This is a genomic window from Weizmannia sp. FSL K6-0777 (assembly GCF_038593185.1).
Lineage (GTDB): Bacteria > Bacillota > Bacilli > Bacillales > Bacillaceae_C > Weizmannia > Weizmannia faecalis.
In genome coordinates this window covers 1,050,534-1,066,017 of record NZ_CP151971.1, presented here as the reverse complement: position 1 = coordinate 1,066,017, position 15,484 = coordinate 1,050,534, and the positions used below count along the sequence as shown (strand labels likewise).

Annotated in this window: 15 protein-coding genes; 6 read left to right on the top strand and 9 right to left on the bottom strand. The window is 46.2% G+C overall.

The genetic code is table 11. From position 1 onward, the window contains the following. The first annotated feature begins 83 nt into the window (after nucleotides 1–83). A complete protein-coding gene (prpE, locus tag NST70_RS04815) occupies nucleotides 84–821 on the top strand; it encodes a bis(5'-nucleosyl)-tetraphosphatase PrpE (protein WP_014095713.1) in 738 nt (245 codons plus the stop codon). Nucleotides 822–1,937: 1,116 nt separating this feature from the next. Here the strand turns inward: prpE and NST70_RS04810 are convergent. Genes NST70_RS04810 through NST70_RS04795 form a run of 4 tightly spaced genes read right to left on the bottom strand, consistent with a single transcriptional unit; the run spans nucleotide 1,938 to nucleotide 4,691 of the window. Beyond that, on the bottom strand, nucleotides 1,938–2,810 hold the full coding sequence (locus NST70_RS04810; protein ID WP_342475874.1) for an RluA family pseudouridine synthase: 873 nt from the start codon (nucleotides 2,808–2,810) through the stop codon (nucleotides 1,938–1,940). An 8-nt stretch (nucleotides 2,811–2,818) separates the two neighbouring features. Further along, entirely contained in the window at nucleotides 2,819–3,613 is a 795-nt protein-coding gene (locus tag NST70_RS04805) for an NAD kinase (RefSeq protein ID WP_019721840.1), read from the bottom strand. Nucleotides 3,614–3,649: 36 nt separating this feature from the next. After that, nucleotides 3,650–4,285 (bottom strand): GTP pyrophosphokinase family protein, encoded by a 636-nt coding sequence (locus NST70_RS04800; RefSeq protein ID WP_013858799.1) that lies wholly within the window; start codon nucleotides 4,283–4,285, stop codon nucleotides 3,650–3,652. A gap of 22 nt (nucleotides 4,286–4,307) precedes the next feature. Continuing rightward, nucleotides 4,308–4,691 (bottom strand): hypothetical protein, encoded by a 384-nt coding sequence (locus NST70_RS04795; protein ID WP_013858798.1) that lies wholly within the window; start codon nucleotides 4,689–4,691, stop codon nucleotides 4,308–4,310. A 136-nt stretch (nucleotides 4,692–4,827) separates the two neighbouring features. On the opposite strand from NST70_RS04795, the gene NST70_RS04790 reads away from it, so the two are divergent. Both NST70_RS04790 and NST70_RS04785 read left to right on the top strand, forming a co-directional pair. Continuing rightward, on the top strand, nucleotides 4,828–5,412 hold the full coding sequence (locus tag NST70_RS04790) for a CYTH domain-containing protein (RefSeq protein ID WP_133536519.1): 585 nt from the start codon (nucleotides 4,828–4,830) through the stop codon (nucleotides 5,410–5,412). After that, complete coding sequence (locus NST70_RS04785) at nucleotides 5,409–6,203, top strand: lytic transglycosylase domain-containing protein (RefSeq protein ID WP_342475869.1); 795 nt, start codon at nucleotides 5,409–5,411, stop codon at nucleotides 6,201–6,203. Before NST70_RS04790 ends, NST70_RS04785 begins: the two co-directional genes overlap by 4 nt. Before the next feature lie 749 nt (nucleotides 6,204–6,952). Here the strand turns inward: NST70_RS04785 and NST70_RS04780 are convergent. Then, on the bottom strand, nucleotides 6,953–7,123 hold the full coding sequence (locus NST70_RS04780; RefSeq protein ID WP_155375939.1) for a hypothetical protein: 171 nt from the start codon (nucleotides 7,121–7,123) through the stop codon (nucleotides 6,953–6,955). A 973-nt stretch (nucleotides 7,124–8,096) separates the two neighbouring features. On the opposite strand from NST70_RS04780, the gene NST70_RS04775 reads away from it, so the two are divergent. From NST70_RS04775 to NST70_RS04765, 3 genes are all read left to right on the top strand, one after another. Beyond that, nucleotides 8,097–8,498 (top strand): globin, encoded by a 402-nt coding sequence (locus NST70_RS04775; RefSeq protein WP_342475867.1) that lies wholly within the window; start codon nucleotides 8,097–8,099, stop codon nucleotides 8,496–8,498. Next, the gene (locus NST70_RS04770; RefSeq protein ID WP_014095723.1) at nucleotides 8,495–9,352 is read left to right on the top strand and encodes a ClpXP adapter SpxH family protein; all 858 of its coding nucleotides are present in this window, start codon (nucleotides 8,495–8,497) and stop codon (nucleotides 9,350–9,352) included. The genes NST70_RS04775 and NST70_RS04770 overlap by 4 nt, the downstream gene beginning before the upstream one ends. Before the next feature lie 467 nt (nucleotides 9,353–9,819). Beyond that, nucleotides 9,820–10,008 (top strand): hypothetical protein, encoded by a 189-nt coding sequence (locus NST70_RS04765; protein ID WP_014095724.1) that lies wholly within the window; start codon nucleotides 9,820–9,822, stop codon nucleotides 10,006–10,008. A 451-nt stretch (nucleotides 10,009–10,459) separates the two neighbouring features. Here the strand turns inward: NST70_RS04765 and pepF are convergent, their stop codons facing one another. From pepF to spxA, 4 genes are all read right to left on the bottom strand, one after another. Next, entirely contained in the window at nucleotides 10,460–12,274 is a 1,815-nt protein-coding gene (gene pepF, locus NST70_RS04760; RefSeq protein WP_168985946.1) for an oligoendopeptidase F, read from the bottom strand. Nucleotides 12,275–12,341: 67 nt separating this feature from the next. Further along, nucleotides 12,342–13,568 carry a competence protein CoiA family protein gene (locus tag NST70_RS04755; protein WP_260832499.1) on the bottom strand — a complete coding sequence of 409 codons (1,227 nt, stop codon included), beginning with the start codon at nucleotides 13,566–13,568 and terminating at the stop codon, nucleotides 12,342–12,344. A 251-nt stretch (nucleotides 13,569–13,819) separates the two neighbouring features. Next, nucleotides 13,820–14,479 (bottom strand): adaptor protein MecA, encoded by a 660-nt coding sequence (gene mecA / locus NST70_RS04750; protein WP_061577837.1) that lies wholly within the window; start codon nucleotides 14,477–14,479, stop codon nucleotides 13,820–13,822. 364 nt (nucleotides 14,480–14,843) lie between these two features. Then, nucleotides 14,844–15,239, bottom strand: a complete 396-nt coding sequence (gene spxA / locus NST70_RS04745) for a transcriptional regulator SpxA (protein WP_013858789.1) — start codon at nucleotides 15,237–15,239, stop codon at nucleotides 14,844–14,846. Nucleotides 15,240–15,484: the final 245 nt, after the last annotated feature.

The following is a 15,484-nucleotide window of genomic DNA, read 5'->3' as shown; positions in this document are numbered from 1 at the left end:
GGAATACCAACCTTTTTTCAACTACCCGGCATTTGTTTAGGCGCGCCGGACAACATAAAATAGAGATGGAAGGAGCGAGTTCAATGAAAATCGATATCATTGGGGATATACATGGCTGCATGGCGGAATTCAGGAAGCTTACGGAAAAACTGGGGTATCAATGGGAAAACGGTATGCCCGTTCATCCAGGTGGCCGGCTGCTTGGTTTTGTCGGTGATCTGACAGACCGCGGGCCGGCATCTTTGGAAGTGGCCGATACTGTCTATCGATTGTGGAAAAAGAAGCTTGGCCTGTATGTCCCCGGCAACCACTGCAACAAGCTGTACCGATATTTTTTAGGGAGAAATGTCCAGCAGAAGCACGGCCTTGAAACAACGGTGGCGGAACTGGAGGCGCTCCCCGTAAAAGAGCGGGAACGGCACAGCAAACAATTTATGGAACTGTATGAGAAATCCCCGCTTTATCTTGTTCTAGACGGCGGCAAGCTTGTCATCGCCCATGCCGGGATCCGGCGCAAGGATATTGGGAAGATGAATAAATCGGTCCAGACTTTTGTGCTTTACGGTGATATTAACGGGGAAACCAATCCGGACGGGACACCGGTGCGCTGCGACTGGGCGAAAAATGACGAAGGGGAAAGCTGGATTGTATACGGGCATACGCCGGTGAAAGAACCGCGATGGATCGGCCACACGGTCAATATTGATACCGGCTGCGTATTCGGCGGCAAACTGACAGCACTCCGGTATCCGGAAATTGAAACCGTCTCCGTCCCCTCTTCAATGCCATATGTGGAAGAAAAGTTCAGGACGTTCGCCTGAATTGAGAAGCATTTGGCATCCCTTCCCAGAGAGGAAGAAAAAAATCCATGGAAGTATGTTTTAACTTGTCTACTTCATGGAATGAGTTCTATAACGATCTTTCTAAAGAACAATTATAACAGACTCAAGACACCATGAATTATATTAGGGCTTGCTGAACGGATCCGATTCTGAGTTTATACCCAATTTGTCTGCAAGTTCTGTCTTAAAAATATAGAAGAATCCTTTTGCGAAAAGGGGTGATTTGATCTTCTCCATACGTTGAATCGGCTTTCGAGGGCAATCATTCTCTAGATTTGTTGTAAAACTCTTGCATTAAAATGGTTGTCAAAGCTGTCAGCAGCCTTGCCAAATCTAGAAATTTTACTGATTCAGTAAGCCCTATATTAGAACATGTTATGATAAAAAATAAAGCGGGAGAATATACAATTAACCAGTAAGAACTTGAAAACTCTTCATTTAAAGTTACTAAAAATTTTTTAGATTTTACGAATCAAAAGGTGGTCAACCACAGGAAAACGCCTTACAAGATGCGATTCACATTAGCAAATCAATGGCACAGGAAGTTGCGCGAGAAGTCGAAAAGGGGAATTGGCTTGCTGCTGGAAAGCTTGTTGCCACCGGTTTATTTGTTAACCCAGTATCCGCATAGGTGGTGCCGAACCAGTCAGCTAAAAGGAGAATAAACAATCGTGACATTAAATCATTTACTTTTTCTAACTCAACTACTTACCCTAGTATATGCGGCAGGCTATTCTCGACATTTAAAAAGAACTAAAAGAGAAAGGAAACTTTCTCTTTTAGAGGCTTTTTTATATTATTCTTCGTTAATCATTATTCCTTTATCGGCATTTATTTTTCTTTATACAAATTGGAATAGTTAAAAAAGAGTAGAAAAACTAAGCTTTAATAAAATTATTTTGACGTTTCCCGTTCCACATGGCAATAATGGAATAACCATCTTCATGTTTTTTTAGAGCGTTGAGCTTTTTCAGGACATCCTGTAGCAATCATAAAGTCCCGGGGAGAAAAGAACATGCAACAGCAAAATTAAGGATAAGCGCCCATGCCGTAAACTAAACGCTGGCATCAGAAGCAGGGAAATCCGAATCAACATCAAAGAAGATCCAAAAAGGGCGGTTTAGAAAAGAAATGCATTTCTTTCCCTGAAACCGGGTGCTGAAATGAAAGCTCACTGCAATGGAGCGCCTGCCGGGTGAAGCGGCTCGTGTTGCCACCGTACAGGCTGTCGCCGAGAAGCGGGTGGCCGATATAGGAAAGATGGACACGGATCTGGTGCGTCCTGCCGGTGTCAAGCCGGAGACGCACATGTGCATATGCCGGAAATTGCCGGACCACTTCATAATGGGTGCGCGCAAACTGGCCATCGTCCCGGACTCCGCGTTCTATAATGCTCGTCTCTTTTCTCCCGATCGGGGCTTCAATTGTGCCGCTTTTTTCAGTAAAAGCCCCTTCCGCGAGCGCTTCGTACGTCCGGCAAATTACATGCTTTTGCTGCATCAGGCTGCATAAATGGTGGATATAACGATTTTTTGCGATCAGGACAAGCCCGGATGTGTTTCGGTCAAGCCGGGTCACAACATGGACCGCGGATTCTATCCCGTTTTTCCGGTAATGGCCGAGCACCGCATTGGCAAGGCTTGCGGACGGGTGCTCGCGGGAAGGGATTGTATTCATAAACGCCGGCTTATCGGCAACAAGCACGCTTTCATCTTCATAGACATGGCCGAATGGAATGTTTTCGGGCGTAAGATTGGGGCTCGGGGTTTCTTTTGGAAAAACAATGGCGGCCGCATCGCCCGGCTGCAAGCGATAGCGGACCGTTACTTCGCGGCCGTTCACAAGGATCATCCCGCCGCGAAATTTAATATCCGCAAGCGCCCGTTTCGAGATATGACGCGCTTTTAAAAATTCTTTCAGTTCCTGATGTGCCTCAGCTTCTGTAATTGTCCACGATAATGTCAACATGTTTTCACCTAATCCGAAATAAAAGAATCATGCACCCTCTTCCAGAAAGGAAAAGGCCTGAAACGGGCAAACCGGATCTTTTCTTTTGCCACGCGGTACTGGATGGACCGGACTTCCTTATGGAGCAGCGTTAAATGGTCAACTGTTACCAAAAAATCTTTCTGCCGGACCGGGCGCAACACACAAGTATGGTGCCCCGGCAAAATAAGCGGCGAGCCGATTGTCCGGAACACTTTATTGTTAATGGATGCCATCTCGGTGAGCTGGATCGATTGCAGGGAAGGGTGGACAATAGCCCCGCCGAGCGCCTTATTATAAGCCGTACTGCCACTTGGTGTGGCAAGGCATAATCCGTCGCCGCGGAAACGCTCAAAATGCCGGCCATTGATCTCAACATCGATGACAAAGGTGCCGTCCACGCATTTGACCGTTGACTCATTTAACGCAAGGTAACGCGTTTCGTGGCCGCCGTGCTCATACGCAATCATCGCTTCAAGAAGCGGGTAGTCCACCGTAGTGTAAGTTTTATGGGCGATCGCATCGACCAGCTCCTCAATTTCATCCGGCACCCAGTCGGCATAAAAGCCGAGATGGCCGGTATGCACCCCGACAAAAGCCGTCCGGTCAAGCCGGGAACTGTAGCGGTGAAAAGCATACAAAAGCGTGCCGTCCCCGCCGACCGAGATGACGATATCCGGTTGTGCTTCATCGTAAACAAGCCCGAAATCCTGCAAATAAGAACGGATTTTATGCATCCATATATTGGATTCCGTATCCCCTTTAGAAGTGATGGCAAATTTCAAGCTGCTTCCCCTCCCCTTCTTTTTTTGCCACCGGTTTCATGGCTTTTTTTGTTCCGCGCGCTCTTTGTTTTTTGAAAAATACATTTGGGCTTCCTGAATTTCTTCACGGATCTCGGACATTTCTTCATCAAGGCGGAAAGCGGCTTCGGCAGCCCGCTTCAGCCGTATATTAATTTCTTCGGGAAACCTGCCTTTATACTTATAGTTTAAAGAATGTTCAATCGTTGCCCAAAAATTCATCGCCAGCGTCCGGATCTGGATCTCCGCAAGAATTTTCTTTTCCCCGCGGATCGTCTGCACCGGATATTCAATAATGACATGATAAGACCGGTAGCCGCTCGGTTTTTTATTCGAAATATAGTCTTTTTCTTCGACAATCCGGAAATCGTTTCGGCGCCTGAGAAGCCCGACAACCAGTTTAATATCATCCACAAACTGGCACATCATTCTGAGCCCGGCGATATCCTGCATTTCCGCCTCCAGCCGGCCAAGCGGGATGCCTTTTATGTTTGCTTTTTCTATAATGCTTGCTACCGGCTTTACACGCCCTGTTACAAACTCAATCGGGCAATGGGTATGCTCTTTTTCAAATTGGGTGCGCATCCCCTTTAACTTCACTTTTAATTCATCAACAGCCTGTTTATACGGGGTTAAAAATTCCTCCCAATCCACTGCCTGATCACCTCTTCGGATCTCATTCCAATGCAAAAACGGCCTCTACCTTATCCAGCATCTTTTTTCCGTAATTGCTGTTGCCCCGGATATTATCGAGCAAAAAATGAAGTTCCTCATCAAGCCCTGTAAGCTCCAATTTTCCATTTTTTGAAACAGCAACCACTTTTTTATGTTCAAATGCCGCCGTCCGAATCTCTTTCCAAACCGGAACAGGCAAATATAAATATGTATAATCCTCACAGCCGTCGTCTTCAGCCAGATAGATAAAGGCACAGGCATCCGAATCGACGATCATTTGCCCTGCCGGCTTCAGGCTCCGCATGGAAACATCCGGGCGCTCAGCATACAGTTCGAGAATCCCGTCTTTCCATTCAGGTTGCCCCAGTTCAATAATCTTTCGCAATCCGTTTTCCCTCCCTCTCCTTCCCATCGGAGAACAAGTTTCAATCCCATTTTATTTTACCATATCTCCACAAAGAATAGACACTTTAAGGAAGGGATTCGCTTTAGTATAATGATGATGGAAGTGAGGGCTTATCATGAGCAAAGAAATTGAAATTGAATGTAAAAATATGGTCACCCGCCGTGATTTCTGCCGCCTTGCCCGGGCTTTTGGCATCGCGGAACATGATTTTAAACAGCAGAAAAACTTTTATTTTGATACGCCTGATTTTGCTTTAAAGCATAGAAAATCGGCCCTGCGTGTCCGGAAAAAGACAGGACGCTTCCAGCTCACCCTGAAAACGCCGGAGGAAACCGGGCTGCTGGAAACAAGCCAGATGATCGGCGAAAAAGTTTTTCAAAAGCTCAAAAACGAGGGCTGGTTTCCGGAAGGCGAAGTCATGGAAAAATTAATGGAACTGCAGGTGGCGCCAAGTAAATTGGTGTATTTTGGAAAGCTTGCAACGAAGCGGGCTGAAATTGCATATGAAGGCGGGCTGCTCGTGTTTGACCATAATTTTTATTTAAACAAGGAAGATTTTGAGATAGAATATGAAGTAAGTGAACTGGAAACAGGCACAAAACAATTTTTAAAATTGCTGGAAACATACGGCATCCCGCACCATCCGGCAAAAAACAAGGTTCTCCGCTTTTATGAGGCAAAAAGGAGCAATGAGAGATGAGTACAATCAGCCAAATCGCGTCTTTAATGGAACTGGAGGCGCTGCAGTCGCTTTCTCCCGGCAGCAATGCTGCTCAAACGGGCAACAGCACCTCTCTTTTTCAGGAGATGCTGTCAAGCTTTTTAGAAGAAGCAAAGGAAAATGAAACGGCTGCTGGCGCAAGCGGTAAAGACGAATCCGGGGTGTTATCATCCCTGGCAGCAACTTTAAATCCGGCGTTCAATTCATTGTCTTCTTTAACAGGGGAAAATCCGGTGCTTACCACGTTGCCTGCCTTTACGGGATTAAGCACTTTGTCCGGTAAAGCGACAGCAGCTACTGCGCAGGCAGGAACAAGCGCGGCTTTTTCCGCTTCTGCACAAAATTCAGCTTCAGAAAGCACGCAGACAACAGCCGCTTCCGGCAGTGGTGGAATCCCGGCGAAAATCAGCCAGGCGATTCAGCAAGCATCGGAAAAATACGGCGTGCCAGAAAAGCTCATTCAAGCTGTCATCAAACAGGAATCCGGTTATCGTCCGGATGCAGTGAGTGCGGCAGGCGCAGCAGGGCTGATGCAGCTGATGCCAGAAACGGCGGCCTCGCTCGGGGTAAGCAATGTACTTGACCCGGAACAAAATGTGGACGCCGGCACAAAGTATTTGAAATCTTTGCTGGGAAAATACGACCACAATGTCCAGCTTGCATTGGCCGCCTATAATGCAGGCCCCGGCAATGTCGACCGATACGGCGGTATTCCGCCATTCAAAGAAACACAGAAATACGTCTCATCGATTATGAATCATTTGGCATAACGATTAAAACCCGCCGCTCTGTGCGGCATTTTTTTATGGGGAAATTTCTGACTGGAGCCGATGAAGAACATTACCCGGTCAAGGCTCCGCTTTTTTGTCTTTCATTTGTCGTGTGGAGGACATTTTAATGGTTGGTGGCCCGCGCTTTGTCCTTCATTTGCCCGATGAAGGACATTTTAATGGTTGGTGGCTCACGTTTTGTCCTTCATTACCTCGATGAAGGACATTTCTACGGTTTCGAGCTCGTGTTTTGTCCTTCATCAACCCGGTGAAGGACATTTTCCCGGTCTCGGGCCTGCGTTTTGTCTTTCATCTGCCCTATTAAAGACATTTCAATGGTTGGTGGCATGCGTTTTGTCCTTCATTAACCCAATGAAGGACATTTTCACGGTTCGGGGCTCGTGTTTTGTCTTTCATTTGCCCGATGAAGGACATTTCAATGGTTGGTGGCATGCGTTTTGTCCTTCATTAACCCAATGAAGGACATTTTAATGTGTGGTGGCACGCGTTTTGTCCTTCATTACCTCGATGAAGGACATTTTCATGGTCTCGGGCATGCGTTTTGTCCTTCATCAACCCGGTGAAAGACATTTTCACGGTCTCGGGCTCGCGTTTTGTCCTTCATTTGCCGTATGAAGGACATTTCAACGGTTTCGGGCATGCGTTTTGTCCTTCATTTGCCCGATGAAGGACGTTTCAATGGTTGGCGGCCCGCGTTTTGTCCTTCATCAACCCGGTGAAAGACATTTTCACGGTCTCGGGCTCGCGTTTTGTCCTTCATCAACCCGGTGAAGGACATTTTCACGGTCTCGGGCCTGCATTTTGTCCTTCATTTGCCCGATGAAAGACATTTCAATGTTTGGCGGCTCACTTTTGTCCTTCATCACCCCGATGAAGGACATTTCAACGGTTTCGGGCATGCGTTTTTTCCCTTTTACAGATTCAAAAGGACGTTTCGGGCCTGTATGCAGCGTGTTCTGTCCTTTTGACAAGCTCAAAAAGACATTTCGGGCTCAAACGTCACTCCTTTTGTCCTTTTGGCGACATCAAAAAGACAGTTTGAGCCCGGATGCAGCCTGTTTTGTCTTTTTGACAGGTTCAAAAAGACAGTTTGAACCCAGACGCAGCCTGTTTTGTCCTTTTGACAGCTTTAAAAAGACAGTTTGAACCCAGACGCAGCCTGTTTTGTCCTTTTGACAAGCTCAAAAAGACATTTCGAGCCCGAATGCAGCCTGTTTTGTCCTTTTGACAGGTTCAAAAAGACAGTTTGAACCCAGACGCAGCCTGTTTTGTCCTTTTGACAAGCTCAAAAAGACATTTCGAGCCCGAATGCAGCCTGTTTTGTCCTTTTGACAGCCCCAAAAAGACATTTCGAGCCCAATCGCCACTCCTTTTGTCCTTTTGGCGGCTTTAAAAAGACATTTCGGGCCCGGGTGCATCCTGTTTTGTCCTTTTGACAATTTCAAAAAGACATTTCGAGCCCGGGTGCATCCTGTTTTGTCCTTTTGACAGGTTCAAAAGGACAGTTCGCCGCCTCACACGCATACCTCTTGTTCATCCCGCCGCAATGAAGGACATTTCCCCGGTCACACGCATACATTTTGTCCTTCCCCGCCCCGATAAATATCATTACCACGTTTACATCCCAATGAATTGTCTTTCATCAGGCCGATCGCGCAGGTTTTCCAAAATAAATATTATGACACCTATTGCTGCAGGTCATAGGAAGCTGTGAAAGTTTGCCAAATAAAGCGGATTGTTTGAGTTATTGCGGCCCCCTTGATAAAATAAAGAACAAATGGCAGATATGTCGACAAAAATTTTAATGAGCAAACCTTTCCGTCGATTTCAAATATACGCAAGATAAAAACGAGATAAAGGAGCAGTTATTCTATGGTGGAAAAGAAAACTGTGCCATATGAGATCATTGGGGGAGAAAAACTTGGCCGGCTTGTTGATGCGTTTTACAAGCGGGTCGCCAAACATCCGGATTTAATCCCGATTTTTCCTGATGATTTAACGGAAGTTGCCAGGAAGCAGAAGCAGTTTTTAACGCAGTTTTTGGGCGGTCCCCCGCTGTACACGGAAGAGCACGGGCATCCGATGCTCAGGGCGCGGCACCTGCCACATGAAGTTACGCCTAAACGCGCCAAAGCATGGCTGTCCTGCATGAGTGCCGCAATGGACGAAACAGGGATTGACGGCGAATTCCACGACTTCTTTTTTCAAAGGCTTGTCCTGACCGCACAGCATATGGTCAATACTCCGGATGATGTGCCAGGTGACGCAAATTGAAAAACATGATTGATTTAATGAAACATTCCAGCTGTTTTTCAAAGAAGCCGCTGGAAATCTACGTTTTTATCGATCCGCTTTGCCCGGAATGCTGGGCGCTGGAACCGGTTTTAAAAAAGCTGCGTCTCGAGTATGGCGTCTATTTCCGCCTCCGCCATGTGCTGATCGGAAAATTATCCAATCTGAACGACATTCCGAAAAAACGGGAAGCGATTGCGGATTACTGGGAAAAAACGGCGAGCCGCACCGGCATGTCCTGCGACGGCAGTTTATGGATTGAAAACCCGATTACGTCGCCTTATATCGTGTCGATTGCGATAAAAGCGGCCGAACTGCAGGGAAAGAAACAGGGATTGCGGTTTTTGCGGAAAGTACAGGAGCTCGTCTTTCTTGAAAAACGAAATATATCGGATATCCAAATTTTAGTGGATTGTGCAAAAGGCGCTTCCATCGATGTCGACGAATTTTTGCATGACATCCATTCCGAAAGCGCAGCGAAGGCTTTTCAGTGCGATTTGAAAATTACGTCGGAAATGGAAGTAACCGAAAGCCCGTCGCTTGTTTTCTTTAATGAACATATTGAAGATGAAGGATTAAAAATTTCCGGACTCTATTCTTATGATATTTATGTACAAGTTCTTCAGGAGATGCTGGGCAAAGAGCCTTCACCATTGCCGCTCCCCCCATTGGAGGAATTTCTGAAGTATTTCGGGTTTGTGGCATCAAAGGAAATTGCGGTGGTATACGATCTGCCGGTCCATGAAGCCGAAAAAGAATTGAAAAAGCTCGTTCTTCAGCAAAAGGTTCGGAAAATCGAAGGAAAGCACGGCTCATTCTGGAAATATATCAACTGACCCTTGTCTCTGGCAGGGGATTTTTATATTTTAAAATAAGGCTTGCTGAACGAATCCGATTTTGAGTTTGATTTACGAAAATGCGTGCGTTTGTCTTCTCCATGTGTTGAATCAGCTTTCGCGTCCTGGATTTTCCATAAAATGCTTGCATTTATTTTTTCCAAACATCCTTGCCAATCCCTAAAAAAGAAAGAGGCCTTGCGTTTGCAAGGCCTCTTTCAACACGAACAAAGGGGATGGGAGAAATTTTTCACGGTCAAACAAAGGGGTATGTTTGCTTGTGATCAACTTCACATCTATATAATAACATCCCCCTATCCGGTATGCAAGTACTTGTTAAATAGTTCACACATCTGTCAAATTTAAATTTTGCATACCGCGTCAGCCTGTTCATAAAATAGCACTGAAGCTGTGTAAATAACAGAAGACCGAGACTGTGTAAACCTGATGAAAGGAGCCTGGTGGATATGAAAAAATGTAAACTTATCGCACTTGCCGCCGGTTTCTGCGCTTTATTCTGCCTGAATCTGCTCGGCCTGATGAAGCTTCTCCCTCTTTTTCTCACGTCCACGCTTTTGTTCGCGGCCATCTTCGCGCTGCTTTTGCATGTAAACCGCCGCAACCGTTTTAAAGGGTTTAACAGGCGCCACTTGTAACAAGCGGCTTAAAAAACAACGCCGCGGGCCTGCTCCCTTATCTACAAAAAGTGTCCCATACAAATTGAGCGGTGGAAAAATTCCGCCGCTGTTTCTTTATCCGAGCAAGTTTTCCATTTCCGTTAATTTTTCTTCAAATACTTTTAATGCAACCGTTTTAAAAGATTTAACAGGCGGCAAGCGGCTTAAAAAACAACGCTTGCTACCCTGCTCCCTTATCTACAAAAAGTGTCCCATACAAATTGAGCGGTGGAAAAATTCCGCCGCTGTTTCTTTATCCGAGCAAGTTTTCCATTTCCGTTAATTTTTCTTCAAATACTTTTAATGCAACCGTTTTAAAAGATTTAACAGGCGGCAAGCGGCTTAAAAAACAACGCCGCGGGCCTGCTCCCTTATCTACAAAAAGTGTCCCATACAAAATGAGCGGCGGAAAAATTCCGCCGTTGTTTCTTTATCCGAGCAAGTTTTCCATTTCCGTTAATTTTTCTTCAAAAACTTTTAACGCATCTTCGACCGGTTGGGGTGACGTCATATCGACGCCTGCTTTTTTCAATACTTCAATCGGATATTCCGAGCTGCCGGCGCTCAAATAGCCGATATAGCGTTTGACAGCCGGTTCCCCTTCTTCGAGGATTTGTTTGCTTAATGCGGTCGCGGCGCTGAAGCCGGTCGCATACTGATATACATAATAATCGTAATAAAAATGCGGAATGCGTGCCCACTCAAGCCCGATTTCCTGATCGATGGCGATATCCGTGCCAAAGTATTTTTGGTTCAGCTTATAATACTCATCTGTCAAAAGTTCCGCTGTCAGCGCTTCGCCATGTTGCGCTTTTTGATGGATCAGATGCTCAAATTCGGCAAACATCGTCTGGCGGAAGACCGTCCCGCGGAAACCTTCCAGATAATGATTCAATAAGTAAATCCGCTGTTTCTCGTCTTTGATCGTTTTTAACAAATAATCGTTCAACAGCGCCTCATTGCACGTGGAAGCCACTTCCGCCACAAAAATGGAATAATCCCCGTACGGATACGGCTGGTTCTTCCGCGTGTAATAGCTGTGGACGCTGTGGCCGAGCTCATGCGCGAGGGTGAACACATTGTCAATATTGTCCTGCCAGTTCAGCAAAATGTACGGATTGGTCCCGTAAGCGCCCGAAGAATAGGCCCCACTCCGCTTGCCTTTGTTTTCCACCACGTCAATCCAGCGGTTTTCAAACGCCTGCTGTAAAATGCCCTGGTATTCCCCGCCGAGCGGATGGAGTCCGTCAAGCACGATCTCTTTCGCTTTTTCATATGTCACTTCCATATCGGCGTCCTGGACAAGCGGCGTATACAGATCGTACATATGCACTTCATCAAGCTGCAGCACTTTTTTGCGCAAAGCAACATACCGCTGCAGCAAACCGAGATGCTTGTTCACCGTTTCCACAAGCTGGTCGTACACTTTTTCAGGAATATGGTTTGCCGAAAGGGCAGCTTCACGCGCCGAACGGTAATGGCGGATTTGCGCAACAACATTGTTCTTTTTCACCTGGCCGCTGAGCGTGCTCGCAAACGTGTTGGTGAATTTTTTGTAGGTCGCATACAATTTCTGGAATGCCTCTTTGCGCACGCGGCGGTCTTTGCTTTCCAGCAGGCGTGTAAAACGGCCGTGCGTGATCTGCACTTCATTGCCGTTTTCATCGATCACAGTTGGGAACTCAAGGTCTGCATTGTTGAGCATGCCGAAAGTGGTGCTGGAAGTATTCAACACTTCTGAAACCTGTGCGAGCAATGCTTCTTCTTCCTTCGATAAAATATGCGGGCGCATCTCATTGATTTCTTCCAATGCGTGCCGGTACAATTGCAGCGGCTCATAAGCTTCCAGGAATTCGTTCAGTTTCGCTTCTTCAATCGAAAGAATTTCCGGCACCACAAACGCAAACGCGCTCCCAACCTGGGCGGCAAGACTTTTCGCTTTGCTGTCTATCCCCTGATAAAAGGCATTCGTTGTATCCTGGTCATAACGCATATGCGCGTATGTATACAGCTTGCCGAACCTTTCTGTCACTTCATCCTGGAACTTTAGCGCATGATAAAGCTGTTCAGCGCTTTCGCCAAGTTTCCCCTGATAAGAAGCGGCATCGGCCAGCTTTTCTTTTACTGCTTGGTATTCTTTATTCCAGTCATCGTCGCTTGGAAAAATATCCTCAAGCCTCCAGGTTAATGCTTCACGAACCTCGTCCCGGCTTGGCAACGCGTGTACTTTTTTCCCATTTTCCATCAATTTTCCTCCATTCTTCACAAAAAATTCCTTCTTTTTTCATTTTAGCGTAACTCCCCTGATCCCGCTACTGTTCCGCTTTCCCGGTTGAAACACCGGCCCCGAGCACGGAAGACAGATGGCGCTCCATATGTTCAAGTTCTTCTGTATTTTTTGGCGCAAAAACATTTTTATTCATATAGTAGCCTGCTTTTCCTTTTGACCAGAGCCCTAATTGAACGAGCAGCTGCGCATACTCATAAATCATCGCTTTCGCCGCGTTCCTTTCGCGTACATACGGTGACTTTCTGAATGCAATTTCCTTTTTTTCCATCCTCACGGTAAACAGCCGCAGCAGTTCGTCCAGTGAAACCGCTGCTTTTGTCCGCAATGCGAAAAGGGCATCCAGCCATATATAGAATTGCCACTCGACCGGATGCTGTTTACAGGCAGCCATGTGCAAAAGCGGCAGGCCGATAAACGGCGGCAGGGACCCGGGGTGCATTCCCGCTTCATACACGTGCCGTAAAAACGGGTCTTGAAAGGCTTTTCCAAACTGAATCTTCAGGCCGATCCAGCGCCGCCTTTCCGCAAACCATTCAGGAAGCGGCACAGGGGCAGAAACAAGTGAAAACTGGTCATCTGTAAACGGAAAAGAAAAGGCAGACAGCGGCTTTTCCGCGTAACAGGCGTGGAACGTTTTGGCGGATATGGGCGTCATGTGGGACAAGAGGCAGACCTTCTTTTTGCCGGGAGCATAGCTGAATAAATAAAAGTGGTGCCGGGTATGCCGTAAAAAAGACAACTGAAAATCGCTGCAACGGTACACGCTTTCCGCCTCTTTCCCTGAGGACCGGAAAGGCATACCGCCCAGTATCCAAACAGGCAAAATGCCGAGGTGCCTGTACCCTTCCGTTCTCTCCATCAGCCGCTCAAACGGGATCGGGGAACACTGGTATTCAATGGCAAAAAGCTGCCGGTATTTGCGCACCACAAGATCTGCCCTTTGCCGGATAGAAGGAAAATATTGTTCGAGGGAAACATCGAGCCCCTGCCCCCTCAACCATAAAAACAAGTCTTTTTTGCCTTGCAAATGCATCGGGCTTTCCGGTTCAGAAAATGTGGCACAAGTGGAATGGCGGTAATGGGAAAAATGGGGGGTGACACGGCTGCCGATTTTTAAAATGAGGGGTTCACGGCAGTCCCGACAGTAAAACGTATGGGAGGTTTTTAACTGCTTTAGATCCAATCTTGTAAAGCGTTCCGTCAGCATGATCAGCTCCCCCCGCTCGTTTAGCGCAGAAAGCAACGGCATCCTCTCCTTTTTTAACTGTAGGCGGGCCCTCTAGCCGGCAGTCCCGCTTTTGTTTGGCCGTGGCATTCGGTCGTATGCAGTTGCCGGCCTCTCCGCAAGCCTTAGATTGACCGGCCCTTATCTGTATAAACGCCATGCACAGCCGTATTGAATACATTCACCACCCGGGGCGAAAAATCCTGTTTGCCAGGATGAATTTTTTCCGGATAAACAAAAAAATCGATGCGTTTGCGGCACCGATTTTTTATCGATTAAAAGTACGAGTTTAATTTCGCAAATACATTGCTGTCAATGATCAGCTTTCCGTATTCCAGGAGACGGTGGCTTGTGACAGAGGAAAGGTCGGAATACTCCAGCAGCTGGCTTAACTTAAAGTCATTGGCTTCTTCCGTTTCCTCTTCCGGGAAGCGGACATACAGATAATATTTGCCTTCAAAGGCGTACAGCTTCGTGCTGACGTCTTCCATCCGAACGTTTTTGGCCAGCGCCAGCAAATCTTCAAAGTCCCTGAAATACAAGACCTGTTCGAGCGGATCGCCGTCCGTGAAAACCTGCTGCATCGGCGTTTGGAAGTTCTCACTGAAGAATTCTTCAAGCTGGTCGCCGATTGGCAGTTCTTTCAGCTTTTCGTCCGGAATCGGCAGCTCAAAACGCTGTCCGTCTTTCGACAACTGCGCTTTTGTGACAAGCACTTCCAGCCCTTTTTCGAGCGCCTGCACCTGTATCCAAAGCGGGCCTTCCGGGTCAAATACATCGTCATCCGTGTGAATCTCATCCATCATTTCCCAGAACAATTCTTCGCTTCTTTCCCGATCATACCAGATTTCTTCACGATTAAACCCGCGTTTCTCTATATCAACGTACGAAATATAAAACTTCACCGTGTTCTCATTGATTCTTTCGATTTCCATACATCAGCTCTCCCTTCTTGCAGGTGTAGTGAAGGGACATGTTCCCCCATTCAGGTATAGGTAACCTTGTACTTTTATTTTATGATAAAATACTGGCAAATGGAAATAAAAAAACTTTCCTTTTTAAAATTCCACGCCGGCCCATTTCTTAAACATCCGGCAAAAAAAGATCATTTGCATCTTTTTTGTATTGTATCCGATTTGCTGCAGAAATTCAAGACAAAATTTTCTAAATACATATTCATTATTTGACAATTTTATGACAAAAAGGTGAAGAAAACCTCCCGGGCCGGAACCTGGGAGGTGATTTGCCGGTTTACGCTTTCGGATGAAAGGCATCCGGCAAAAGAAATGATAAAAGTTGTCAATTCACAAGCCTTTGTGCTTCCCTGAGCTGGAATGTCCGCACTTTCCGCGGCAGGAAGCGGCGGATTTCATCTTCGTTATAGCCGACCTGCAGCCGTTTTTCGTCCACGATAATCGGCCGTCTTAATAAACCGGGGTTTTGCTGGATCAAAGTGTATAATTCCTGCAGCGGCAGGGCATCCAGATCAACGTTTAATTTTTGGAATGTTTTCGAACGGGTGGAAATAATTTCGTCCGTCCCGTCTTCCGTCATCCGCAATATCCCTTTAATTTCATCCAGTGAAAGCGGTTCAGAAAAAATGTTGCGCTCTTTATACTCAATATGGTTTTCTTCAAGCCAATTTCTTGCTTTTCTGCATGATGTGCAACTTGGTGAAGTGTATAATGTGACCATCTAGCATTCACACTCCTAAATTTTTATATTTGGATTCCCATTTGATTCTCACATTAAAATAAGTTTAATCAAACAATCTCTATTATGTATTATACACTATATCCGCGTTATTGAATATATTTTTTTGAAAAATAGTTTGTTGTATTTTTCCCCGGTTTAATAGTCTTCTTTTTCCCCAATTCTCTCTATTTAAACCCTTATTCTTCATTTTTTTATAAAAAAGCGAAAAGAAGAACGCACTTCAA

Excerpts from the sequence above, each read along its gene's own strand:
- pepF (WP_168985946.1), bottom strand. The coding sequence starts at position 12,274 with ATGGAAAATGGGAAAAAAGTACACGCGTTGCCAAGCCGGGACGAGGTT.
- NST70_RS04780 (WP_155375939.1), bottom strand. The coding sequence starts at position 7,123 with ATGCCCGAAACCGTTGAAATGTCCTTCATCGGGGTGATGAAGGACAAA.
- NST70_RS04775 (WP_342475867.1), top strand. The coding sequence starts at position 8,097 with ATGGTGGAAAAGAAAACTGTGCCATATGAGATCATTGGGGGAGAAAAA.
- NST70_RS04755 (WP_260832499.1), bottom strand. The coding sequence starts at position 13,568 with ATGCCGTTGCTTTCTGCGCTAAACGAGCGGGGGGAGCTGATCATGCTG.
- NST70_RS04810 (WP_342475874.1), bottom strand. The coding sequence starts at position 2,810 with ATGTTGACATTATCGTGGACAATTACAGAAGCTGAGGCACATCAGGAA.
- NST70_RS04790 (WP_133536519.1), top strand. The coding sequence starts at position 4,828 with ATGAGCAAAGAAATTGAAATTGAATGTAAAAATATGGTCACCCGCCGT.
- NST70_RS04785 (WP_342475869.1), top strand. The coding sequence starts at position 5,409 with ATGAGTACAATCAGCCAAATCGCGTCTTTAATGGAACTGGAGGCGCTG.
- NST70_RS04765 (WP_014095724.1), top strand. The coding sequence starts at position 9,820 with ATGAAAAAATGTAAACTTATCGCACTTGCCGCCGGTTTCTGCGCTTTA.
- mecA (WP_061577837.1), bottom strand. The coding sequence starts at position 14,479 with ATGGAAATCGAAAGAATCAATGAGAACACGGTGAAGTTTTATATTTCG.
- spxA (WP_013858789.1), bottom strand. The coding sequence starts at position 15,239 with ATGGTCACATTATACACTTCACCAAGTTGCACATCATGCAGAAAAGCA.
- prpE (WP_014095713.1), top strand. The coding sequence starts at position 84 with ATGAAAATCGATATCATTGGGGATATACATGGCTGCATGGCGGAATTC.